Below are 23,554 nucleotides of genomic sequence, written 5' to 3'. Positions count from 1 at the left end.
GCCTGCCCAGGGACGTCATCCGCTGGACCGGGAAATAAATGCGCCGCCGTACCGAATCATCATCGGCCCGGCGGCGCAGGCTTGGCAAACAAGTAATTAGTGCGGCAAGAACAAGTCTGGCTGTGCCAGCAAATACCCTTATAGGGTTAACCCAAGCGCCGGCGAGACCGCCCGGGAGCCTAGGCGCTTCGGCGATGGCGCCTATTCCAGGCGGATGCCCAGCTCCTTGATCAAGGGCTCCATCTCGGCGCGATCATGCTCGATGGTGGCGTCCAATTCGCCCGGCGTGCCGCCTATGGGGATCATCCCCAGGGCGGCCATTTGCGCCTTCATCGCGGGATCTTGCAGGATCTTGGCGACAGATTGCTGGATGAAGGCGATACGGTCCGCCGGCACGCCGGCCGGCGCCATAAGGCCGATCCAGGGCTGGGGCGCGTAGCCCGCCATGCCGGATTCCTCCAGCGTGGGCGTGTCTGGCAGCCCGGCAAAGCGCGCCGGACTGGTAATCGCCAAGGGGCGCAGGCGACCGGCCTGGATCAATGCCTGCGAACTGGATGGCGCGTCCAGCGCAATATCCAGTTGTCCTCCGATGAGGTCGTTCTGGGTCTTGCCCGAAGACGAAGATGGCACGTACAGGGCCTTGATGCCGGCGCGGCGCGCGGTCTGCTCCCAGATCAGGTGGAAGGCCGTGCCGCGCGTGAACGAACCCACGGCCAGTTCGCGCTGCTTGCTGGCCTGCACGAAATCGTCCCAGGTCTTGAAGGGACTGTCGCTGCGCACGATGAACAGGAAAGGCGTGCGCGCCACCAGCGACACCGGCTGCAGGTCCTTGCGCGGGTCATAGGGCAGGTGATCGACGGCAAAGGGCACGATGGTCAGCGCGGATGCCACCACCATGCCCAGGTTATAGCCGTCGGCGGGCGACTTGACGAGCGCCCCCGTGCTGATGATGCCGGAAGCCCCCGGCCGGTTTTCCACCACCACCGGTTGGTTCCATGCCTCGGCAAGCTTGTTGGCGAGGACGCGCAGCATGACGTCCACGGGCCCGCCAGGCGGGTTCGACACGATGATGCGGAAAGGCCTGTCCGGAAAGGCCGCCTGGACCACGCAGGGCAGGCACAGGGCCAGCATTAGCGCAAGGCGCTTGAGATGGATCACGAAATTCCCCTTGATGATGTTGGTATGTGCGGTCGCCATGCCTGCTTGGCATGCGTCGGTTGCCGGGCGCCGGTTGGCATGCATGGTCGAGATGCGAGGGCGGCGCGCGCCTCACGCGAAAAGATGCTGCGCCGGCGCCACGTCCCAGCCCGGAGACCCGCCCCGGATGAACGCTATCCATGCGGTTTGCACGTCGCCCGAGATCCGCCGCGCCTGCGCGGGCGCCAGCCCCTCCAGCATCGGGGCGCCCTGGAAAGCATCAAAGGTATCGAAGACAAAGGGCAGATCGACGCAGTGGCAGGCGCCGAACTCGCGGCTATAGCCGGCGTCGAAGCGATACTCCCAGGCCTGTCGGCCGCGGTCCACGGCATCGCGCGCCCATTGCCGCGAACGCAGCGCGAAGGTGCGGTCGCCCTTGCGCCGGCTATCCTCATCCAGGCCGCCGCCCGGAAACGCCGCGAACTCGTCGCGGGTATAGCCGATCATGACATCGGCGCGGCCCGCGGCCGCGGTCATGGCGGCGTCGATATCCCGCGTCACCACGTCGCCATCGATCGCGGGATAGAACAGGCTGCGGTTCGCGCCCTCGGCTTGCAGGGCCGCGACCACGTCCGGAGCAAGCTGGGCGTCCAGCAAGGCTTGCACAGGCAGCTCGCGCGCCGCCGCCAGGCTGTCCGCGCCCGCCGCGCGCAGGAACACGCGGCTCAGGTGCGCAGCCTGCTCGGCGTCGCGGAAACCCCGGCCCAGTCCGGCGCTCTGCATGATGGCACGCTGGAACAAGGGCTTGCGGGTCAGCATCAGCGCGATGTTGGAGGCGCCGGCGGATTGCCCCATCACCGTGATGCGTTGCGGATCGCCGCCGAAGGCTTCCACGTGCGCGTGCACCCAGGCGATGGCCGCCTCCTCGTCGAGCAGGCCGACGTTGGCGGTTTCGCCGGGCAGGCAGAGCCAACCCAGCCCGGCCAACCGGTAATTGACAGCGACCACCACGATATCGCCACGCCGGGCCAGGCGTGCGCCGTCATACCAATCCAGCGCGCCGGCGCCGCTTTGCCAGGCGCCGCCATGCAGCCACACGACCACGGGGCGGCGTTGTGCGTCGACGCCGGGCGTCCAGACAGTGAGGTGCAGGCAGTCCTCGGACTGCGGCGCCTCGAAGTCGCCCATCACGCGCGCGAGGCGCGACGTCAGTTGCGGGCAGACCGGGCCGGGTTGCGTGGCGTCCCGCTCGCCGCGCCATTGCGCCGGACGCGGCGGCGCGAAACGCAGCGGGCCGACGGGCGCTTCGGCGTAGGGGATGGCGGAAAAGCGGCAGACGCCCTGGTCGCGTATTCCGCTCAACGTGCCTTGCGGCAAGCTGGCCTGGACGATGTCCTTCATGTCGCTCCTGCTCCTTAGGCCTGCCCGCGATGGGCGCAGTAATTTTGTTCAAGCGGCATATCGTAGACAAAAATAGACCCCCACGCCGCGCGGCTACGCCGCTTGCTGCCCCCCAAGGGGGCTTTTTTGCCTTGGGGCGGCCCGGCGGCAAAAATAGACCCCCACGCCGCGCGGCTGCGCCGCTTGCTGCCCCCCGAGGGGGCTTTTTTGCCTTGGGGCGGCCCGGCGGCAAAAATAGACCCCCACGCCGCGCGGCTGCGCCGCTTGCTGCCCCCCGAGGTAAAGTACGGTCCCATGTCGATCCCCTCCCCCGCGCCGGCCCGCAGCCGGCTGCTGCCGAAGCTGGCCCTGATCTGGCTGCTGGGCGCCTGCGCGGTCGCGCTGGCCTTCGGCGTGTTGCTGAATGCCTGGGACGGCCGGCCGCTGGGCGGGCTGGTGGAGAGCCTGCGATCGCCGGCGACGGCCGAGAACCTGGGGCCCCACATCCTGACGATGCTCCTGAGCCTGGGCGGCCTGCTGGGCGCTGGCCTGGTGTGGCGGCGCTCATGGCGCCGCCGGTTGCGCCGCCTGCCACGACAGGCCAACGCGGACCAGATAGCCGCGCTGGACGACTTCATCTATCCCGTCGCCGTATGGCAAGGCCTGGTGGGCTATTTCGCGTTCTGCATCGCCATCGGTCTGCTGGTGACCGCGGGCATGACGATCGCCGGCTCGTGGCAGGACGCCGCCAACCTGCCCCAAACCATGCTCGTCGTCCTGTTTGCCGGCGCGATGGGCATGCCGCTCAACGCCCTGAACTTCCTTTTCGTCATCCCGCAAGTCATCTGGCTGTGGCAGCGCACGGCCTATCGCGCCTACCTGCGGGGCCTGCCGTCCACAAGACCCGACGGCGGCGACCCGCCCCCAGGCGCCGGCGGGCCGCCCCGGCTGCCCGGCCGGCTGCCCCCGCGCGGCGTCCTCGCGGCCTGGGCCTCGGGCCTGGTCGTGCTGGTGGCCCTGGACCAGTACGGGGCCTACCGCGCAGCGCGGTTGCCAGCGCGCGTCTCTTTGATCGATAATCATTCCCATTTCGATCAATACTCGACGGGTCATGACGGCAGAAGCGCTATCGGCCGATTTCGGTCTGCTCTATTCCCAGCATCACCGCTGGCTGCATACCTGGCTGCTGCGCCGGTTGAACAACCACGGTGACGCCGCGGACTTGGCGCATGACACCTACTTGCGCGTCCTGAAATCCGGCCGCCTGCCCCTGCCGGAACAATCGCGCGCCTTCCTGGCGCAGGTCGCCAAGGGCTTGGTCATTGACCTGCACCGGCGCAAGACCATCGAGCAGGCGTATCTGGACGCGCTGGCCGCCATGCCGCCGGACCATGCCCCCTCGCCCGAGCGGCGCTTGTTGATCCTGGAGACCCTGCAAGCGCTCGATGCGATGCTGGACCGCATGCCGGCCAGGGTCAGGCATGCCTTCCTGCTGTCGCGGCTGGACGGGCTGGGCTACAAGGAAATCGCGCGGCAACTCGGCGTCACCGTGAGTTCCGTGCAGAAATACATGTTGACGGCGATCGGCATCTGCTACGCGGCCGAGTACGGCCAGGCGTATTGAGCCGCGCACCCCACATGGCCCGCCCCGGCGACGACGCCCCGCCCCCGTTGAACGACGATCACCCGATCGATCCCGCCATCGTCCGCCAGGCCGCGGCCTGGAGCGTGCGGGTGTGGTCGGGCGATGCCACCCCGGCCGACCTGCAGGCCTGCAGCGCCTGGCGCGCGCAGCGGCCCGAGCATGAACTGGCCTGGCAGCGCATCAGCGGCCTGGCCGCACGCTTCCAGGCCGTGCCTTCGGCCCTGTCCCGACCGGTCCTCAAGCGCCACGGCGCGCATTCATCGCGCCGGCGCGGCCTGCTGCTGGGCGCGGGCGCCTTCGCCGTCGCGAGCCTGGGCGTCTGGCAGAGCCGGCCGCGGTCGGCCTGGCGGTTGGCGCGTGCAGACCATCGCACCGGCGTGGGTGAAATCCGCAGCGTGACACTGGCCGATGGCGTTCGCATCCTGCTCGATACCGACACGGCGATCAACGTGGCTTATACGGACCGCCAGCGCGTCATCGAACTCGTGCAAGGCCGCGTCCTGGTCCAGACGCACCCGGACCCCGCCAGCCCGGCGCGCCCCTTCCGGGTGGCTACCCGCGACGGCGCGGCGGTGGCGCACGGCACCCGCTATACCGTGGCGCTGGCCGACACCGGCACCGACGTCCAGGTCCTGGAAGGCGTGGTGGAGTTGCGGCCGGCCGACAGCGGCGAGCGCCAGTGGATCCGTGCCGGACAACAGGCACACTACGACGCCTACCGCGCCGGTCCGCCCGGCCCCAACCCGCCCGCCGCGCCGGCCTGGGCCGAAGGCCTGATCGCCGTCGAGGGCATGCCGCTGGGGCGCTTCCTCGACGAATTGGCCCGCTACCGTCCGGGCGTGCTTCGCTACGACGGCGCCATCGCCCAGTTGCCGGTAAGCGGCGTGTACTCGCTGCGCGACACCGACCTGACCCTGCATGCGCTGGCCGAAGCCTTGCCGCTGCGCATCCAGCGCTACACCCGCTACTGGACCATCGTGCGCCTTGCCGATGGGCCGGCCCAAGGCAAAAGAGGCCCCGTGGAAGGCATGCGGCGATAGCCCTCGGCGTGGGGGCGGCAAGCGGCGGCAGCCGCGCGGCGTGGGGGCACCTCTCGCCGCCGGGCCGCCCCAAGGCGAGAGGGCCCCCTCGGGGGGCAGCAAGCGGCGCAGCCGCGCGGCGTGGGGGCACCTCTCGCCGCCGGGCCGCCCCAAGGCGAGAGGGCCCCCTCGGGGGGCAGCAAGCGGCGCAGCCGCGCGGCGTGGGGGCACCAGCCACACCCATTGTCGATTTCCCGATCTCGTCCGGGATAGATAAGGACAGCCCCTTCATCCCGTACAAGGAACCGACATGCCCTCCCGTTCACTCCCCATCGGCCGGATCCGCTGCGCCTTGCTGGCGGCCTGCCTGGGCCTGGGGATCCCGGCCACCGACGCGGGTGCCGCGCCCGCCAGCGCGCCACCCGCCATCCGTTATGACGTCGCGTCCGGCAGCCTGGACCAGGCACTCAATGCCTATGCCCGCCAGTCAGGGGTCGTCCTGTCCGCCGACGGCAACCTGACGGCCGGCCGCCATAGCGACGGCCTGCACGGCACCTACGACATCGATGGCGGCTTCCGCGCTCTGCTGGCGCAACATGGCCTGCAGGCCGTGCCGGGCACGGCCGCCGGCACGTATGTGCTGCGGCCGGCGCCCCCCATGCCGAACAACGCCGCCACGCAACTTCCCACGGTCTCCGTCACCGCCAGCGCCGACGCCATGCAAAACCCCGGCTACGTGGCGACACAGACCGTCACCGCCACCAAGACGCTGACCCCGCTGCTGGAAACGCCGCAATCGGTGTCCGTCGTCACGCGAGCCGCCATGGACAACCTGGGCGCGCAGTCGGTCAGCCAGGCGCTGCGCTACAGCGCGGGCGTGCTGCCGGACAATGCCGGCGCCGAAACCCGCTATGACTGGATCAATATCCGGGGCGTCAGCGAGTCGACCCTGGGCCTGTACCTGGACGGCCTGCGGCTGCAATCGAACACCGAATTCCGCATCGAGCCCTACGGCTTGCAGCAACTTGACGTACTGCGCGGCCCGTCCTCGGTGCTATACGGGCAGAACGCGCCCGGCGGCCTGATCAACATGGTCACAAAGCGGCCTACCGACGATCCCCTGCACGAGATCACGCTGTCCTACGGTTCCTTCAACAATCGCCAGGCAAGCTTCGACTTCAGCGGCCCGGTCGACGGCAACAACAAGGTGCTCTACCGGCTTACCGGGCTGGTGCGCAACAGCGACACGCAGGTCCAGTACACGCCCGATGACCGTACCTATATCGCGCCCAGCGTCACGCTGCGTCCCGGCGACGACACCTCGCTGACACTGCTGGCCAGCTATCAAAAGGACAACGTGGGCTTCGGCCAGTTCCTGCCCGCCTACGGCACCGTCCTGGACAATCCCAACGGCAAGATCCCCGTGCGCCGCTTCGTCGGCGACCCGGACGTGGACAGCATCAAGCGCGAGCAAACCATGTTCGGCTACCAGCTGTCGCACGACTTCAACTCGCACCTGCAATTCCGCCAGAACTTCCGCTACGCGCACATGAGCTACCGGGTCAACACGGCGGGATACGGCCTGGGTTATGCCACGGTCGACAAGACCGATTCCGACGCCGCCGCGAACTACCGGTACCTGAACCGCCTGCCCTTCAGCGACTACCGCAACGTCGACGTCTTCGGTCTCGACAACCAGGTCGAAGGCCGCTGGACGCTGGGGGATTTCAAGCACGACGTGCTCGCCGGCCTGGACTACTACGACTACAACCAACTGCGCACCCAGGGACGGGGCACGAACAGCGTGCTGGATCTCTACCAGCCCGACTATGACGGTTCGGCGGCCATCACCCGAATCGCCTCGCAACAACGCACGCACATGCGCCAGACCGGGACCTACGTACAGGACCAGATCACCTGGCGCGACCACTGGATCATGACGCTGGGCGCGCGCCGGGACTGGGCCACGCAAAAGGTCAAGAACCAGCTGACCTCGGCCCGCACCGACCAGGGCGACGCGGCCAACAGCTTCCGCGGCGCACTGATGTACCGCTCCGATCTGGGCCTTGCGCCCTACTTCAGCTATTCGGAGTCCTTCCAGCCGAATATCGGCAGCGACCGCAACGGCAACCAGTTCGACCCCAGCCGCGGCAAGCAATACGAGGTCGGGCTGAAGTTCCAGCCCAGGCAGGCGGAAAGCTTCGTCACGCTATCGCTGTTCGACCTGCGCATGACCAATGTGCTGACCACGGACCCGGTGGACAGCACCTACAGCACGGCGGCCGGCGAGCAGCGTTCGCGCGGCGTGGAGCTGGAGGGCACGGCGGTATTGTCCGATGCGTGGCGCGTACTGGGGTCCTACTCCTACGTCGACGCCAAGATCACCAAGGCCAACGACGGCACCGAGGGCAAGCATCCCACCCAGCAGCCGGCCCACATGGCCAGCCTGTGGCTGGACTACGCCATCAAGGGCGGACCGCTGCGCGGCCTGGGCGCGGGTGCGGGTGTGCGCTACGTGGGCACGACCTTCATCGATGCCGACAACACCCTGGGCAAGACGCCGCCGCGCACCCTAGTCGACCTGGGGGTGCGTTACGAACTGGACAAGCACTGGCGCTTCGCGCTCAACGCCAACAACCTGTTCGACAAGATCTACGCGGTCTGCGTGACGGCCACGCAATGCGCCTACGGCACCCGCCGCACGGTGATGGCCAACGCCACGTATCGCTGGTAGGGGCCGGGTAGGGACCGTCAGGCGCCGCCGGCGGCGTGCCTCACGGCAGGGATATTCCCCGGATGCGCTGGTAGAACTCGACCGCGTACGTGTCCGTCATGCCTGATACGAAGTCGGTCACGCACAGGGCGCGCTGGTAGGGCGAGAACGCCGCGAATTCGCGGTGGGCGCCCGGCATCAGGTGCAGCAGCGTGCGGGTCCGCACGCTCTGGCCCTGCTCGCCGCGCGCCGCGTTGTCCTCCACCGCGCCGAGAAAGGCCGACAGCAGGCCGCTGATGACCTCGAAGCCGCAGGCCTCGATCTCCAGCACGGCCTGGTGGCGATAGACGCGGTCACGCGCGACTTCCTTGAAGCGCTTGAATTCGGTGGACCGGGGAATGCCGACGGTCAACTCGCGATCGAAGCTGCCGTCGAGCATGCCGGGCAGGCACGCTTCGAACTGATCCACGACATCGTCGATCAGCTTGCCTATGGTCTTGGCGCGGTAGAACTCCGCCTTTTGCGCATCCGTGCCCATCTCGCGCGCACGGCTGTCGATATGCGCGCTGCGCCAGGGCTGGTGCAGGTCCAGCAACTGCTCATGGCTCACCACGCCGGCCTTGTAGCCATCCTCGATGTCCATGACGTGGTAGCAGATGTCGTCGGCCGCCTCGACCAGGAAGGCCAGCGGATGCCGGTACCAGGCCGCGCCGGCGCCGCGGCCGGACCGGCGCGACAGGCCCGTCATCGACGCCACTTCCTCGAACAGGTCGGCCTCGGACTGCATGTAGCCGAACTTGTGGCGGCTGGTGGCCCCGCTCGCCGGATCGGCGGCGGTCGACGCACCGGGGTACTTGGCGAATGTGGCCAGCATCGCCGCCGTCAGGTGCATGCCGCCGCGCTGCTGTGGATACTGCAGGCGGGTAAGGATGCGAAAGCCCTGGGCGTTGCCCTCGAACGCCTGCAAATCGGCCCGTTCGGCCGCGCTCATCCCGCTGCAAGACAGGAACTCGCGGCCTTCGGGGGAGCGGCTGAACCATTCCTGGATCGCCGACTCGCCCGCGTGGCCGAACGGCGGGTTGCCGATATCGTGCGCCAGGCAGGCGCTGGCGACGATCATGCCCACCTCGTCCGGCTGCGCCACCGCGGCGGCTTCCGGGCAGACGCGGCGAATGCGCTCGGCCGCGCGCATGCCCAGCGACCGGCCCACCGACGCCACTTCCAGGCTGTGGGTCAGCCGCGTACGCACATAGTCGCTCTTGGCGAGGGGGAAGACCTGCGTCTTGTCCTGCATGCGGCGAAAGGCCGATGAAAACACGATGCGATCGTTATCGCGAGTGAACTCGCTGCGCGGATCCGTTTCCTCCGGCGCAGCCCGTTTGCCCAGTCGCTGCGGCGTTAATAGACGCTCCCACTGCATGACTACCCTCCAACGCCGCGCCCACGCGAACCTGTGATGAGGCGTTTACCAGGAGCCATCACAGTAATAATCATCATGAGTGCTGATGAAACTCGAACTTCTCTATTTCAAACATTCCTCGAAGTCGCGGGGGGATGTTTGTTCTATGCCTATTCGGATCGGGCCGATAATGCCCGCTAGCGTTGCTCCAATACATGAGCTTGCCGTCCTCGTCAAAGCCTATTTCTCCGGCATAAAGCACGTCCTTCTCTGCTGCAAGGCTTGAGTGCCCCTTGCCTGAAAAGTCGGATTCCCTGGCTAGCACTCGATCCGATTGTTCTACGGTAATTACGAAATCATATGTTGAAGAGGCAATCGGAATACGGGTTTCATTAATTACCTCATTTTTGTCATCGACGCCACTCAGAAAATACTCACCTGACGAGGCTCTGTTGATGACATGCAGGTCCCCGACATCCAGGGCAACCTGTCTTTCCCCCCTCATTTCCAGCGGAATCGGGTCATAGCGTAGCCATTTGTGCGTATCTTTTCTCTGGAAGCCGAACAGCTCGTGCCCATATGGGTATGGCCTTTCCTTTGCACTGAGTCCGGCCGCGACATCAGCCGGTATCTCGATCGGGACCTCCGCCAGCATCTCGACTCCTTCCTCGATCCCCTCCACCACATCCAGCCCTTCCACTGCTTCCAGTCCTTCCGCGCCCTCTATCCACTCTTCCACATCGATTTCAGGCAACTTCGCTACTTGTCTCGGCCTTCCTTCTTCGTCGCCTTCCCTCCATAGCCCTGTCGGATCGGCGAACGTCGCGGGGTTGTTGCCCACCATGCAATAGCGGTTCCTTCCGTCCAAGGTCCCCGCCGGATCTGGGTTGACCCACCTCGCGATCCAGGGCTGGTAATACCGGAAACCGTAGTAGTACAGCCCAGTCGAATCGCGCTCTTTAGCCGAGTAGTGAATGGTCTTGCACTTCGCTTCGCCCGTTGAGGCAGCAGCCCACACCGCCGTGCCCCCGTAAGGGTAGTACTCCTCCTGCGTAATGATCCGGGCGTTCTCGTCGGTCTCGATCTGGCAAGAGTTCTGCCGATCGCTGTACCGATAGCGAATCTGCTGTTGCGCGATGCCTTCGGGAGGCGTGCTTATCCAGTTCAGCAGCCGTGCACCACCATCGAGCACGATCACTTCCAGTTGTTCACCGGTCTGGTGGTTTTGGCGCAACTCCAGTCCAGGCAAATAGATCGCATCATGGGTCCAAACGGTTCCTGCCGAGTTTGTCTGCGCTACCTTGCGTACGCGCTGCCCATCGCCGCCGTAGGCGTACAACTCACAATCGCTGGCGTACCAGTCTCCGTGCAGGCTGGACTGCCGTGGCGTATCTTCGCGGTACAAGGTGACCAGGCAGTAGAGTTGCTTGTACGGCGTCCAATACATCGGCTGGTTCGCATTACCGTCCAGACACGTACTCTGGCCCGCACTGTCGAAGAAGGACGAAAGGTCTGTGGGAGTCAGCCCCGGGTGGTTGACATTGCTCAGGGCCCGATTGCTGTCAGCCGCCACAATCACGTTGCGCGTGGGGACGGCTGCTCCCGTGCCCGATGCGTTGCTTGCCGCAACCTGGCAGAGATTTCCCCCGAAGTCATAACGGTAGTTGCGGCGATAGCTACGGTAATTGGCCTGATCCAACGGCGAAAAGGCGTCGGGTGAGTCGGTGCCCCGCGGCGTACTGCTCACCGAGTTCTCGCGTCCCGTCGCCGAGACGAGCTGATATAACGCGTCGTAGCTGTAGCTCCGGCTACCGTCTACCGTCCCATTGTGGAAATACGTCACCGGCGTACTCGCATCGTTCAAGGCAATGACGTTGCCTACGCCGTCATAGGTGTAGGCCAGGTCCTGTAGCGTGCCTTCCCGTCCGGAGCCACCTCCCTTCTCCGTGGACCGGCGCCTCTTAGCCGCGCTGGCACTGGCGGAACTACGCGTGATCGTGATGGTCAGCACACGTTGCGTGGTCTGTGGCTCGTAGGTGTAGACCGTCTGTACGCCGTTGGCGTCGATCTGGGTCTCGATCTGGCCGCCTGCCGTGTAGGACACTGCGGCAGTGATGGGCATACTCTTGCCCCCGTTGGGCGTCACGGCGTTGGCAGCCCTGCGTCCGACCATATCGTATGTTGTCTGCTGTTGATGGCCCTTTGCGTCCGTCTGTGTGAGCACCTGCGCCATCGCGTTGTAGGTCCAGGTCGTGCCGTAAGCGTGGGGATCGAGCCCGGCAGTATCGACGTCGGGCAAAGTCCCATTCCAACCGTGAGTCACGCCATTGAATGCCCCACCATCCAGACTGAGTAACTGGCGATCCTGCCGCAGTACTTTGCCCGCTACGTGATAGCCTCGGGCGCTCCTGTCCAGCACACCACCCGTGTCGTAGTGCTTTAACAACCGTCCGCGCTGGTTCAGATTGCGCGGGTCGGCCGTGCTCGCCGAGTCGTAGACACCTGTCGGTAACGCCCGCGATTCACCATACACCCAGACGTCGGTCCGGTGAGCAGACGCAAGCCCACCCTCCAGGGGACAGATATTGACCCAACGTACGGTGGGTCGACCCAGCGCGTCGTATTCTCGCGTCGTGGTGAACTGGTCATCCGCCTGATTCAGGCAATCGCGTCCCCGGCTTTGCTCCCATACCGGGTGCCCCTCGATATTAGTGAACGACTTGGTCGTGCCTGCGTCGGCGCTGACCGTCTGTATCACCTGGCCGGACAGTGCCGGGGTGTACTCGAAGTTCTTGGTGGCAGTGCCGAAGAAGCGCGGGTCCTGGCCGGATGTGACCTGACCAAGAGCGTTGTAAACCTGTACGTCCACGTACTGCGTCGTCACGTCACTGACCTGGCCGCGGTTATAGCGCAGCGTGCGAACCGTCAGGCCGCGGTTATCGCGAACAGTGATCTTGGGTGTACCGGCACACAGCTTTGTCATCTGTCACCATCACCAGCTCGGAAGCGAGGCATTGATAATGCGGATCATACGTCCATGATTTGCGCACAACCTTTGCGTTTTTCCAGATCGATTTTGATTTCGTGTACGCAACCACTCACTGAGCGATACCTGGCTCCACATGCCAAAGGGCGCGGCGACCTATGCTGTGCCTTTCCCCCCACCATTTTTGTTACTCTCCCAGGTTCCATATTGAAGGAGTACACCATGCCTTTCGCCTCTGCCCGCCACATCCTCGTCTCGACCGAGGAAAAAGCCAAGGAACTGAAGACCGCCATCGAAAACGGCGCCGATTTCGCCCAGCTCGCGAAGGAACACTCCAGCTGCCCGTCCAAGCGCGACGGCGGCAACCTGGGTACGTTCGGCCGCGGCCAAATGGTCCCGGAATTCGACCAGGTCGTGTTCAGCGCCCCCGTCAACGAGGTCCAGGGCCCCGTGAAGACCCAGTTCGGCTATCACCTGGTCGAAGTCACCAGCCGCCAGGACTGACCGCCCGTGCGGGCAGCGCTCGCGTCACGGGTGCGCATGACGCGCCCCGGTCTCGCTGCCCGCCGCATCCGCCGCGTCGAGTGCCCCCGCTGCCGCCGGCGCGGCTGCATGCTCCTGTCCCAGCAAATCCCGGTACGCGGCGATCAGCATCGCATTCTTGTGATCCAGCTCCGCGCGCAGCTTGCGGTTTTCCTCGAAGAGCGAGACGGTCAGATCGCCCAGCGCCTTGGTCGAGCGCGTGCTCTCCAGGGTATCCACCGCGGCGATCCGGTCACTGCGCCACAGGCGCCGGGCCAGCAGGACGAAGCCCGAGACCAGCGCCCCCGTCGCCCCGCTACCGAAAACCCATTTGACCCAGACAGCGACCTGCACGCCGTCGTTGAGTGATCCATCCATCGCCGACCCCTTTTGTCCATTCAGTCCTTGTCCGCTCCTCCGCCCGCGAGGCACATCCCTCATCGACGGCAAGGGAAAAATGCTATTACCTAAATGGTCATAAAACAAGCTAAAAATTGCTGAAAAATTACCCGTGTGGTTATTTACCTTTTCGGTAATTTGAGGTCAAATCGCGCAATGCGATCCGCCAAAGAAATCCGCCGCCTTAACTTCGTCGATGTCGTCGCGCGCCTGTGCGGCGGCAGCCAGACGAAAGCCGCCGACGCGCTCGGCTACTCCACGCCCTCGCTGGTAAGCCGCTACACGTCAGGCGCCAAGGACATTGGCGACGGCACGGCCCGCAAGGTGGAACAGGCCTTCGGCCTGGGCCTGTACTGGCTGGACACGGATCATGCCGGCCAACGGTCCACCGTAGCCGCGCCGGCCAGGCCGCGCGCGAAGCCGACCGCAACCCCTGCCGTGGCCGCCGTAGCGTCGCGCTCCGGCGCTGCCGGGCCGGCCGTGCACGCCGCCATGCCCTCGAACACCGCTGCTGAATCGGCCACCGAAGAATCGGCCAGCGTCGAACCCGCCGCGTCTCCCTACGATCTCGGCCGGGCGCGCCCGATGCAGGGCCAGGTGCCCTTGATTTCCTGGGTCCAGGCCGGCGCGTTGACGGAAGTCATCGACAACTTCGCGCCCGGCGACGGCGACGCCTGGCACGCCTGCCCGCGTCGTCACGGTCCACACACCTTCGCGTTGCGCGTGCGCGGGATCAGCATGGAACCCAAGTTCCAGGACGGCGACATCATCTTCGTCGATCCCGACGTCGCCGCGGAACACGGCCGCAATGTCGTGGTCCGCTTCGAGGACTCCAAGGAAGCGACGTTCAAGCAATTGCTCATCGAGGGCGGCCACCAGTACCTGCGCGCGCTCAACCCGGACTGGCCCGGTCCCCGCCTGATCGAAATCGATGCGTCGGCCACCATATGCGGCGTGGTCATCGGCAAGTTCGTGGAATGCTGACCCCTGCCAGGCCCCGCCGTCCCCACCCGTATTTCCCCATGATCCGATGACCGACAGCCCCAGCCCTCAATTCATCCCCGCCGGCCTGGTCCCCACGCCCGAGCAACGCGATATCCAGTTGGCGCGCCAACGCGTCTGCCTGGTCCACGCGAACGCCGGCGCCGCCAAGACCACCACCCTGGCGCTGCGGGTGGGCGAAGCCCTGGCGCGCGGCCTGGCGCCACAAGCCGTCCTGGCCCTGACCTTCACGCCCGAGGCACGCCAGGTAATGCGCGCGCGTTTGCAGGAAGTGGGCCTGCCTGCCGCGACGGTGGCGCAATTGCCGGTGCTGACCCTGGACGAGCTCGCGCAACGGGTGCTGGCCCGCCTGGAAGACGATGCGCCGCTGCCGCTGCTGTCGGCGCGCGAACTCAAGGCGCCGGCGCTCGATGCCCTGGAAGGCCTGGCCGATGCATACCCGGCCTATGCCGACCAACTGGAGATACGGACCCACGACAGCGCGATCAGCCAGTTCCTGGACAGCCTGCTGAACCTGAAGGCCCGCCTGGCGCTGGACATCGGCGAACAGGACGAGGAACAGCCGTTGTCGCACGTGGCGGAAGACCTGGGCATCTCGCTGACCGACCTGCTATGGGCACAGGAATTCGAAAGATTGCGCCTGGGCGGCGGCGAGACGCCGCAGTTTCGCGGTCCGTGGGACGCCACGTACGACCTCGCCCGTTTGCTGCGCGATTTTCCCGAGTCCGCCGACGCCCTGCCCGCGTGCCGCCTGGTGGTGGCCGACGAACTGCACGACCTGAACGAGGCCGCCTACACCGTGCTGGAAACACTGCTGGCGCGCGACGGGGTGTACTTCGTCGGCGCGGGCGACCGCGACCAGGTGATCCATTCGCGCCTGGGCGCGGACGAGCAATACCTGGACCACCGCTTCGCCGCCCGCTTCCCGGCCACGGTCAACTACCCCCTGACGGTGACATGGCGCCATGGCCCCCACCTGGCCCATGCCATGGAAGCCTTCAAGCGCAAGCCCGTGCGCTCGGGGCTTCCGGTCAAGACCGACCTGCACGTGATGCCCTATCCCTATGTCGCCCCGCGGGCGGGAACACAGGACGAAAGGCGGGACAGCCCACGGGAAGAAGCTGGCGCCGACGCCTGCGCCCAGCAGGTCGTGGCGGCGCTGCGCCGCTGGAAGGCGGACAAGCATCCGCTCGATGGCTGCGCCATCCTGCTGCGCGACCGCCATCAGTCCATCGCCGTCGAAAACGCCTTGATGCAGGCCGACATCGGCTATCGCACGCAGACAATGTCCAGCTACCTGCGGCGCGAGGAAATCCTTTTCCTGCGCGGCATGCTGGCGGTCGCGCTGGACAATCTGCACACGGTCGAGGCCATGCCGGTGCGCGAGGCCATCGTCGCCGCGCTGGCGCTGTTTGGCGAAGTGCCGATGACGCCCGAGGAATTGGCCCAGGCCCAGCGCGACATCGCCCGGCAGCCTGAACTGCTGAAGATGTTTTTCCAATACCAGGTCCAACGGGTCGGCGCCGAGGCCGCGCGCCGCCGCATGGCCGCCGCGATCGAGCATGTGCGCGGCCTGCCCGACGATGCGCCCGCGCACGAAGCGCTATTGCGCATTTGCGCCGACGTGGCGGTGGAAAGCCTGGCCCAGCGGCTGTATGTCCATCCCTACGACACCGAAGTGGTCACGCGCTCGGTCCAGGGTTTCGTCGAAGCCGCACGGGTTTCCGGCCGCTCGCTAAGGGACTTCGCCGCCTGGATCGGCGCCGCCGACGCCTTCGTCGCCGCGCGCCGCGGCAAGAACCTGGTGCTGCTCGAATGCGTGGAATCAGCCAAGGGCAAGGAGTTCGACCATGTCGTCCTGCCCTTCCTCTCCGCCGGCGAATTCCCGCATCCCTTGCGTGCCGCGCGGGAAGAGGAAAACCTGTTCTACGTGGCGGCGACGCGCGCGCGCCTGCGGCTGACCCTGATCACGCCCGCCGACGAGCACTGGCGCAGCCCCTATATCGCGCGCATGGATATCGCCGCGACGCGGGCCCGCTCCGACGCGGCGGTGCAGACCAACCAGGCAGTACGCCAAGCGCAGGCAGCGGCCAGCAGCATGACAGGCGCGGGAACGGGCGCCGCGCGTGCGGCCCATGGCGCGCCCCAAGCCGGCAGGCGTGAACTCAAGGTTTCCTACGCCGACAAGGAGCACGTCAAGAAACTGGGCGCGCGCTGGGATCCCACGCGCAAGGTCTGGTACGCGCCCGATGGCGTGGATATCGAGCCGCTGCGCCCGTGGCTGCCCACGGGGCGGGACTGAGCCGGCGCTAGCCGTGCAGCCGCAATCCTTCCAGCGCGCGCGGCGCCACGCCCATGTCGCGCCAATTCGCGGGATGGCAGGTGAACAGCAATACCTGGTGGCGCGTCGCCGCGTCGAACAGGATGCGCTTCATCTGCGCCAGGCGCTGCGCATCGCTATGCACCAGGGCGTCATCCAGGATGACCAGCGTCGGCCGCCCCGCCTCCAGCAACAGGTCGGCATAGGCAAGGCGGCTGATCACGCCCAGTTGCTCGCGCGCTCCGAAACTCAGTTCGTGGAACGCCGCCGACTCCAGGCCCGTCGCGCCGGCGCGTGCCAGGGTGCCCGGCATCAGGTCGGCATCCAGGCCCACATCGCCTTGCGGAAACAGCAATTGCACATAGCGTTGCAGATGCAGCCTGAGCGGCGCCTGCAACTGCGCCGTCAATGTCGCCCGCTTGTCGCGCAGCAAGGCCAACAGGCGATCCAGCGCCTCCGCGCGATGCGTCAACTCCAGCGCATGCCGTCGTGCCTGCGCCAGGTCGCGCGCGATCTCCGCCTGCCGCTCTTCCAGGCCGCGCGCGCCCGCGGCCTGCAATTCCACGTCCAGGCGCATCAAGGCATCGCGGCGCTGATGAAACGCCTGCTCCAGCTGTTCGGCGCTACGGCGATAGCGTTCCAGATCCTGCTTGAGAATGTCGGGCCGTGCCTGCTCCACCTGGGCCAGCAGCGCCTCCACGCGCGCACGCGCGGAGGCCGCCTCGGCCATCGCCTCGTCCAGGGCGCGTTGCGCGGCCGCCTCCTTGTCCGCGCGGCCCGGGACGGACAGCAAGGCCATGGCGGCGTCATGCTCCCGCCGTGCCGCATCGACCCGCGCCTGGCTGTCGCTTTCGGCCAGCTGGGCCTTGTGCAGGTCCGCGCCGATCTGCTTGAGCGAGCGCTCCAGCGCGACCAGTCGGCTTTCGGCCTCCTGCACGGAAACACGAGGAGCGTCCGCCGCGCTGCCGTTTTGCTGCCCCTCCCGCTCCACTTGCGCCAGCGCCTGCTCCACCTCGCGCAAGCGCGCTTCGTCGTTGGCCAATTGCGCGCGCAAGGCATCGATGCCGTGGGGCGCCAGCCCCTTGAGCGTGGCGGCCGCGACGTCGGCCTGTTTCAAGGCCGCGTCGTACTCTCGCGCGCGCGTTTCGGCGGCGTCCATCGAGGCCAGGTCCAGGCCCTGCAGCATGGAAGCGAGACGCTCGGCGGCTTCGCCGGCCTGGCGCCGCAAAGCCGCCAGATCGGACCCGCCGGGCGTAATCGTCAGGCGCCCCACCCCCGGCAGCGTCAAGGCGGTTGCTGTCGAGAGCTGGCGTTCGCCACTGCCCTGGACCGCCTGCCCGTCGATCTCGATGGCCTGGCCGGCCTCCAAGGCAAACTCAAGCCGGGTAGCCACCGCCGATAGCCGCAATTGCAGTTCGCGTTGCTGCCGCGTCTGCTCGCGCAAGGCAGTCAGGTCCCGATCGGTGATGCGCAAGGCGGCGGCGCGGCGCGCGTGCTCCTGCTGGCGCGCCTGTTCAGCCTGCGCGGACGCCAGGGCCTGCGTGGCCGCATGCACGCCCGCCTGCAGGGCAGCGTGCTCGCGGTCCAGCGCGGCACGCCGTTCCCGCAAGCGCGCGCCCTGTGCATCGAGGCGGGCGGCCTCATGCTGGCGCGTCGCGTCATCCAGGCGCGCGCGCCATGGCGCCACCGATGCGGCGGCGGCCTCATGCGCCTGGCGCGCCTGCGCCAACGCCGTCCGGCGGGCATCGGCCGTGCGCGCCTCGCCGGCGTAGGCATCCAGCCGTGCGCGCAACAGGGCCGCGCGCTCCTCGACCTGCGTCACGCGGATGCGCTGTTCGCCCAGGGCCTGCTCTATCCCCTGGATCTCCTCCAGGCGCCGCGCCGCCAACCGCTCCTGCTCACGCGCCTCCAGCCAAGGCGGCTGCGCTTCGTCGGCCTCGTGCGCCAGGCGCAAACGCGACAGCGCGTCCACCTTGTGGCGGTACTCCTCGATCTCGGCGGCGACCTGGGCCGCCGATGCCTCCAGCGTATCGCGCTTTTGCAGCGCGTCCAGGTAGGTTCCCGTAGGCTTGCCGGTACGCGCGGTCAGCAATTCGTTGCGCGCGCTCTCGACACGGGCGATGACCTCGTCGCCATGGCTGCTGGCCACTTCGCTCACCGCGCTGTTCAGGACGGAGCGCAGATGCCCCGTGGCGTGCGCCAAGGGCTCACGTACTTCCTGCGCCGTGCCTTGCGCCATCCACAACAAGCCCGGGATGCCCCAGTGCTCGGCCTTGCTGGCGCCCTTGTTGGCGTGCTGGAAACCCAGCAGGACGGCAAGATGATCCTCCGCTTCGGCGCCGTCGAGCCGCCGCGCGCCGATCCGCAGTTCACAGCGTTTCTTGCCTAGAAAGCTTTTCAACAACTGGTACTGCTCGCCGTCGTGCTCGAAATCCAGCATGACCGACGGCGCCGCCGATCCGTCGCCCCACGGCCGGAAATCCTCGGCGCTGTTGGACCGGTAACGTTCGAAGAAGGCGGCGCGTATCGCGGCCACTATCGTGCTCTTGCCGGTTTCGTTGGGTCCGGTGAACAGGTTCAGGCCGGGTGCCAGGCCGTCGATGTCGATGGCCTCGCGGAACTGGCGAAACTGCGCGATGCGAATATGGGTGAGCTTCATGCCGGCTGGCCCTGTCCCGGTGGTTGCGACGGTGAAGACTGTGGGGGCTGTGGGGGCTGTGGGGGCTGTGGGGGCTCAAGGCCGCTCCCCGCACGGGTATCCAGCATGCCCGCAAGCAGCGCCAGCGCATCCCGGGCGATGCGCGCATCTTGCTCGCCGCTGGCGGGATCCTCCTGCGCGGCGCGCAGCTCGGCGATGACTTCGCCTACATAGCCGTCGGCCTGCAAGGCATCGATATCCTCCTGGGTCGGCGCCAGGCGCAGGCCGCCAAGGTCCGCCAACACGCCACGCGCCGTGCCGCGCGCCTGCTCGATCGCGGCCAGCAGGCGGCGATGGCCGTCCAGGTCGATTTGGCCGTCGATGTCCAGCTGCACCACATCGTGCGCGGCCAGCCCGGCCAGCGTGGCGATGACGCCGTCGGCATCGCCGGGCACGCGCAGCGTCGCCGCCGTGCTTTGCCAGCGGTAGCGGCCGGTGGGCCGGACATCCACGCGTGGCGGACCGCCGGAATCCAGCGTGACCAATAGCGCGCAGCCCGACGCATTCGCGCGAAAACGATCGGTCTCCGGCGTGCCGCTATACCAGGTGCGATCATCGATCTGGCGTGCCCCATGCCAATCGCCCAGGGCCAGATAATCCAGGCGTGCCTGCGCGGCGCGTCCGGCGGCGATGGGGTTGGTGGAATCGATCGCCTCGGCCAGGATGCCCTGCACGCTGCCATGGGCCATGCCGATACGCGGCAAGCCGGCCGGCGTCTCGGCGCCGGCGAACCATTCGGTCAAGTCGGCGTAAGTATTGCGCTGGGTCATCGGCGCCGGCAGAATGGCCACGGCGGGCCGGGCCAGTATCAAGGGTTCGGGCCGCAGGCAGATCGTGACATTTTCCGGCACCGCCCCCAAGCGCCGCGCCCGCGTCCATACCGACTCGACCAGGCCCGCATCGTGATTGCCGGGAATCATGATCCATGGGCCGGCATAGCCGCCCAAGGCCTTGAACAACCGGTGGATGGTCTTGTCCGCCACGGTCTGCGCATCGAAAACGTCGCCGGCGACGAGAACGGCGTCGACCTGCTCCATCTGGGCAAGCTGCGCCAATGCTTCGACCGCGAGGAAGCGCGCATCGGCCAACAGCGCGGCATCATCGGAATCGAATTGACCAAAAAGCTTACCGATTTGCCAATCGGAGGTATGCAATATCTTTAGCACAGGGAAGCCCCACAGGCAGTCCGCAAGCCGGCGCGCGCTATCGCGTGCCGTGGTTTGCCTGCGAGTGTAGCAGCGGCCCCGGGGCGGCCCGCAGCGGCTGGTGCGGTAACGCACGCCAGCGTGTCGGCATTGCCTTGCCGCAGCCCGGGGGCATCGGCAAGCCGATACGCGGACGTCCGAAACGCTCCCTCCTGGTGTCCCGCGCGCACGGCGCGCGCGATACGCCGGTAAGTGTTACGCGATACAACGTTGAACAAGGAACCCGACATGCCGGCCCTCGCCATGGCGCAACGAGCAAAACGTCACGACAAACTCCTGCTGCTACTCGTCTTTTTCATGGCCATGCTGCGGACCGCCGCGGCGCTGGCCGACACGGTCTGGATGGACAATGGCGACCATCTGACCGGCACGATCAAATCCCTGGACGGCGGGTTTCTCCTGGTTTCCACCCCCTACGCCGGCGACGTGCGTATCGACTTCAAGCATGTCACCACGTTGCAGAGCGCTGGCCCATTGACCATCCGCGACAAGGACGAGGCGCGTGAATACAAGGCCAAGCTGGTGCGCGGCGATCCCGGCAAGGTCACCCTGGCCGGCACGATCATCGAGGCCGATGACGCGCGCGCTGTCCAGGCCAGCGTACCGCTGAATACGCTGGACAGCATCAACCGTCAAAACACGCCATTCGGCGACACCTCCTTCAAGGGCCGGCTGGACGCCTCCGTCGTACAGACGCAGTCCGCCACCACCAGCCAGGTCTACGCGGTGGCGCTAAACGCCGAGGCGCGCCAGGGCCTGTGGCGAAATCGCCTGAGTTTCAACTACAACCGCGACAAGGACGACCATACCCTCAGCGTCAACAATTACGGCGGCAACTACACGCTGGACCGCTTCTTCACTGACAAGGCCTTCTGGCAATTTCGCGGCCTTTACCGCGGCGACACGGTGGAGGAGGTGCGACGCCAGATCGCCTACGGCACGGGCCCGGGCTATCAGTTCTGGGACAATGAACTGGGCGCGTTCTCCATGTCGGCGCTCGTTGGCCGGGTCAATTACCGTTACGACGACGGCACGGGCGAGTCCTCCTACGCGGGCGCGCTGCGGTGGGACTATTCGCGCTACCTGAGCGGCAAGAAGTTCGAAATCTACACCAAGGGCGAACTGCTGCGCCCCTTCGACGCCAACGCGCAATTCAGCATCAACGGCGAGGCGGGGCTGCGCTACAACATCAATAACTTCCTGTCGCTCTACGTCAAATATGCGCGGGACCAGGTCAGCGGCACGCGCCAGACCATGAACGAATCGATCTACAGCACGGGCATAGGCCTGTCGTGGTGACGTCAGCGGTCCTTGCCGTAGCCCGCGCCCAGGATAGCAGGCGCATGGTGCTCGTCGTCGCCATCCAGGCCTGAGTCATGACCGCTATCGGAGCCGTTCCTGACGATTTCGTTCCTGACGCTGTTGCTGGCGGTGTTCTCATCGATCCGAATTCCGCTCGGCACGTCATAGAGGGCTTCGTCGTGCACGACGTCGGCAATGGTGGGAGCGACTCTGTCGTAGATATGGGGAACGGCCGTCGCCGGTAGCGCCAGCGGCGCAGCCGACGCAACCGTCGAGCCGCGCTCGCGCCCCCCGGCCGCCCCGACGGGCGGCTGCGTCTTATCGGGTGCCAACGCCGCATCGGCCGCCAGCAACTGCTCATACACCTGTTGCTGGATATCGAAGCGGTCCGCCAAGCGCACGCGCCGGTTCACAGCGGCCTGGTAACTGACGGCGACGTGCTTGGCGAGGACGAGGTAATAATCCTGCCGGCCCGTCTCCCGCCGGCCCAAGTCATCCACCCGGCCCGCGCGGGTTTCGTCATGATAGTAGCCACACGCCGCGAGGCAACCCCGCGCTACTTTCCCGACATCCTTCGTCCACGCGCGCTCGACGTTAGCCTTGCTGCCGCCGAAGCCGCGGCCGAAGGAGCGTGTGATGAACGGCATTTTCTTTCCGAAGGTGGCCTCCAGGCGCTTGCAGTCCGCGTCCAGCTGCCTTGCCGTGTACCGGTCCAGAGCAGCCAGCGCGTCCGACCGCCGCGCCGACAGCGCGCCATGGATGCTCTCCACGGCCATAGCCGCGTGCAAGGCCCCTTGCAGATTCCGCGCCCGCATCAATGCGGCAACATCGTCCTCGTGCGCCTCGACATCGCGGACAAGCTGGCTGCGCCGACGGGCCGGCAGCCGGTCCACGACTCGCTCGATTGCGCGTACCGTTGCCGTGCGGGACGCGGGCGTGCCCACGATATCAGCATCCGGACCTTTCGGGCCGGGCGCCTCCGCCAGCGCGAGTTTGTCGCTCAAGCGAGCGGCGTCGCAAATATCCGCGCTGATGTGTTCACCCACCAATACCAGTTTTTTCACATCCAGGTATCCACCCGTCAGCGCTTGCCGCAGCGCCTCGGCCTCCCGCACGCCCGCGAACGCATCAACCACCGCCTGGGAAATCGCCTGGCGGTCCAGATTTCCGGCTCCGGCACTGAACGCCACGAGGTTGTTTGCGCGAAACCGGGCCTTGACCTGATCCGCGGCATTGCCGCTGGCCCCAGCCATATAGTCCACGACGCGGTTCCTGGTCGCTTCATCGTGTCCGCGCAAGCTGTCGAATATCGCCTGATAGACGATCGGCTCGACGGATATGCCCGTCCTGCCATATTTCTCGACCACGACGCCCGCCATGCCATCCGCCACCGACGAATCGGCGAACCGCTGGAGTTTCTCCACGCGACGACCGAACTTGCCGATCGCGGGCGCCACGGCCCTGACCATCCCTTTTCCGCTCGCGCGGCCTTCCAAGGCTTGCTTGGTCACCTTGATGATGCGGCTGGCGTCCCGTTGCAGCTTGCACTCGTTGCGCGCCAGTCTCGCGCGGTTATAGGCCCTTCTCTGGTCCGCCGACACCAACCCCATCCTGAACCTGAGTTGCATCACCAAGCCGGGACGCCTGGTCCCCGTGCAATGACGCAGCAAGCCCGGTTGATCAGGCATGGCGGCAGAACGGAGATCCGGCACCTTTGGCACGTTTAGCGCAAGCGAAGAACCCACAGCGGAAGGACCGAACATCTTTGCTCTCCATGGCAGATTTCGACTGGATGGGCCGTTGCATAGGAACGGGGCGGCGACGCCG

The 23,554-nt window shown here is 66.6% G+C and carries 16 protein-coding genes; 8 read left to right on the top strand and 8 right to left on the bottom strand.

What is annotated here, in order from left to right; translation table 11 throughout:
* Positions 1-201: 201 nt before the first annotated feature.
* Positions 202-1,197 carry a Bug family tripartite tricarboxylate transporter substrate binding protein gene (locus C7R54_RS13005; RefSeq protein WP_240039503.1) on the bottom strand — a complete coding sequence of 332 codons (996 nt, stop codon included), beginning with the start codon at positions 1,195-1,197 and terminating at the stop codon, positions 202-204.
* Between the two features lie 72 nt (positions 1,198-1,269).
* The gene (locus C7R54_RS13000) at positions 1,270-2,538 is read right to left on the bottom strand and encodes a carboxylesterase/lipase family protein (protein WP_129150846.1); all 1,269 of its coding nucleotides are present in this window, start codon (positions 2,536-2,538) and stop codon (positions 1,270-1,272) included.
* Between the two features lie 102 nt (positions 2,539-2,640).
* Between C7R54_RS13000 and C7R54_RS12995 the strand changes: the two genes are divergently transcribed.
* The 4 genes from C7R54_RS12995 (at position 2,641) to C7R54_RS12980 (ending at position 7,915) form a co-directional block, all read left to right on the top strand.
* Positions 2,641-3,729, top strand: a complete 1,089-nt coding sequence (locus C7R54_RS12995) for a hypothetical protein (protein ID WP_192903647.1) — start codon at positions 2,641-2,643, stop codon at positions 3,727-3,729.
* Positions 3,629-4,141 (top strand): sigma-70 family RNA polymerase sigma factor, encoded by a 513-nt coding sequence (locus C7R54_RS12990; RefSeq protein ID WP_129150844.1) that lies wholly within the window; start codon positions 3,629-3,631, stop codon positions 4,139-4,141. Before C7R54_RS12995 ends, C7R54_RS12990 begins: the two co-directional genes overlap by 101 nt.
* Before the next feature lie 14 nt (positions 4,142-4,155).
* Entirely contained in the window at positions 4,156-5,202 is a 1,047-nt protein-coding gene (locus C7R54_RS12985; protein ID WP_129150843.1) for a FecR domain-containing protein, read from the top strand.
* 289 nt (positions 5,203-5,491) lie between these two features.
* Entirely contained in the window at positions 5,492-7,915 is a 2,424-nt protein-coding gene (locus C7R54_RS12980) for a TonB-dependent siderophore receptor (RefSeq protein ID WP_129150842.1), read from the top strand.
* A gap of 40 nt (positions 7,916-7,955) precedes the next feature.
* On the opposite strand, the gene C7R54_RS12975 is transcribed toward C7R54_RS12980, so the two are convergent.
* Together C7R54_RS12975 and C7R54_RS29230 are read right to left on the bottom strand one after the other, a co-directional pair.
* The gene (locus tag C7R54_RS12975; protein ID WP_129150841.1) at positions 7,956-9,314 is read right to left on the bottom strand and encodes a deoxyguanosinetriphosphate triphosphohydrolase; all 1,359 of its coding nucleotides are present in this window, start codon (positions 9,312-9,314) and stop codon (positions 7,956-7,958) included.
* Between the two features lie 73 nt (positions 9,315-9,387).
* Positions 9,388-12,276 (bottom strand): RHS repeat-associated core domain-containing protein, encoded by a 2,889-nt coding sequence (locus tag C7R54_RS29230; RefSeq protein WP_129150840.1) that lies wholly within the window; start codon positions 12,274-12,276, stop codon positions 9,388-9,390.
* A gap of 225 nt (positions 12,277-12,501) precedes the next feature.
* On the opposite strand from C7R54_RS29230, the gene C7R54_RS12965 reads away from it, so the two are divergent.
* On the top strand, positions 12,502-12,783 hold the full coding sequence (locus C7R54_RS12965) for a peptidylprolyl isomerase (RefSeq protein WP_129150839.1): 282 nt from the start codon (positions 12,502-12,504) through the stop codon (positions 12,781-12,783).
* Positions 12,784-12,807: 24 nt separating this feature from the next.
* Here the strand turns inward: C7R54_RS12965 and C7R54_RS12960 are convergent, their stop codons facing one another.
* Positions 12,808-13,179, bottom strand: coding sequence for a hypothetical protein (locus C7R54_RS12960; protein ID WP_129150838.1), 372 nt, complete (start codon positions 13,177-13,179; stop codon positions 12,808-12,810).
* A gap of 177 nt (positions 13,180-13,356) precedes the next feature.
* Between C7R54_RS12960 and C7R54_RS29225 the strand changes: the two genes are divergently transcribed.
* Both C7R54_RS29225 and C7R54_RS12950 read left to right on the top strand, forming a co-directional pair.
* Complete coding sequence (locus tag C7R54_RS29225) at positions 13,357-14,184, top strand: S24 family peptidase (protein WP_240039502.1); 828 nt, start codon at positions 13,357-13,359, stop codon at positions 14,182-14,184.
* A 46-nt stretch (positions 14,185-14,230) separates the two neighbouring features.
* Positions 14,231-16,504: a 3'-5' exonuclease gene (locus C7R54_RS12950; RefSeq protein ID WP_129150837.1), complete on the top strand. Its 2,274-nt coding sequence runs from the start codon at positions 14,231-14,233 to the stop codon at positions 16,502-16,504.
* A 7-nt stretch (positions 16,505-16,511) separates the two neighbouring features.
* Here C7R54_RS12950 and C7R54_RS12945 read toward each other — a convergent pair whose 3' ends face one another.
* On the bottom strand, positions 16,512-19,181 hold the full coding sequence (locus C7R54_RS12945) for an AAA family ATPase (protein WP_129150836.1): 2,670 nt from the start codon (positions 19,179-19,181) through the stop codon (positions 16,512-16,514).
* Entirely contained in the window at positions 19,178-20,386 is a 1,209-nt protein-coding gene (locus C7R54_RS12940; RefSeq protein WP_129150835.1) for a metallophosphoesterase family protein, read from the bottom strand. The genes C7R54_RS12945 and C7R54_RS12940 overlap by 4 nt, the downstream gene beginning before the upstream one ends.
* Positions 20,387-20,653: 267 nt before the next feature.
* Between C7R54_RS12940 and C7R54_RS12935 the strand changes: the two genes are divergently transcribed.
* On the top strand, positions 20,654-21,724 hold the full coding sequence (locus C7R54_RS12935) for a DUF481 domain-containing protein (protein WP_129150834.1): 1,071 nt from the start codon (positions 20,654-20,656) through the stop codon (positions 21,722-21,724).
* A gap of 2 nt (positions 21,725-21,726) precedes the next feature.
* Here C7R54_RS12935 and C7R54_RS12930 read toward each other — a convergent pair whose 3' ends face one another.
* Positions 21,727-23,490, bottom strand: a complete 1,764-nt coding sequence (locus tag C7R54_RS12930; RefSeq protein ID WP_129150833.1) for a hypothetical protein — start codon at positions 23,488-23,490, stop codon at positions 21,727-21,729.
* Positions 23,491-23,554 lie beyond the last annotated feature (64 nt).

The sequence above is a fragment of the Achromobacter aloeverae genome (genome assembly GCF_004121055.1).
GTDB classification, from domain to species: domain Bacteria; phylum Pseudomonadota; class Gammaproteobacteria; order Burkholderiales; family Burkholderiaceae_B; genus Bordetella_C; species Bordetella_C aloeverae.
This window is presented reverse-complemented; position numbering and strand designations above follow the sequence as displayed.

Coding starts and splice junctions, on each gene's coding strand:
- C7R54_RS12930 (WP_129150833.1), bottom strand. CDS start 23,490: ATGTTCGGTCCTTCCGCTGTGGGTTCTTCGCTTGCGCTAAACGTGCCA.
- C7R54_RS12965 (WP_129150839.1), top strand. CDS start 12,502: ATGCCTTTCGCCTCTGCCCGCCACATCCTCGTCTCGACCGAGGAAAAA.
- C7R54_RS12985 (WP_129150843.1), top strand. CDS start 4,156: ATGGCCCGCCCCGGCGACGACGCCCCGCCCCCGTTGAACGACGATCAC.
- C7R54_RS12975 (WP_129150841.1), bottom strand. CDS start 9,314: ATGCAGTGGGAGCGTCTATTAACGCCGCAGCGACTGGGCAAACGGGCT.
- C7R54_RS12990 (WP_129150844.1), top strand. CDS start 3,629: ATGACGGCAGAAGCGCTATCGGCCGATTTCGGTCTGCTCTATTCCCAG.
- C7R54_RS12935 (WP_129150834.1), top strand. CDS start 20,654: ATGCCGGCCCTCGCCATGGCGCAACGAGCAAAACGTCACGACAAACTC.
- C7R54_RS12980 (WP_129150842.1), top strand. CDS start 5,492: ATGCCCTCCCGTTCACTCCCCATCGGCCGGATCCGCTGCGCCTTGCTG.
- C7R54_RS29225 (WP_240039502.1), top strand. CDS start 13,357: ATGCGATCCGCCAAAGAAATCCGCCGCCTTAACTTCGTCGATGTCGTC.
- C7R54_RS12960 (WP_129150838.1), bottom strand. CDS start 13,179: ATGGATGGATCACTCAACGACGGCGTGCAGGTCGCTGTCTGGGTCAAA.
- C7R54_RS12950 (WP_129150837.1), top strand. CDS start 14,231: ATGACCGACAGCCCCAGCCCTCAATTCATCCCCGCCGGCCTGGTCCCC.
- C7R54_RS13000 (WP_129150846.1), bottom strand. CDS start 2,538: ATGAAGGACATCGTCCAGGCCAGCTTGCCGCAAGGCACGTTGAGCGGA.
- C7R54_RS12945 (WP_129150836.1), bottom strand. CDS start 19,181: ATGAAGCTCACCCATATTCGCATCGCGCAGTTTCGCCAGTTCCGCGAG.
- C7R54_RS29230 (WP_129150840.1), bottom strand. CDS start 12,276: ATGACAAAGCTGTGTGCCGGTACACCCAAGATCACTGTTCGCGATAAC.
- C7R54_RS13005 (WP_240039503.1), bottom strand. CDS start 1,197: ATGGCGACCGCACATACCAACATCATCAAGGGGAATTTCGTGATCCAT.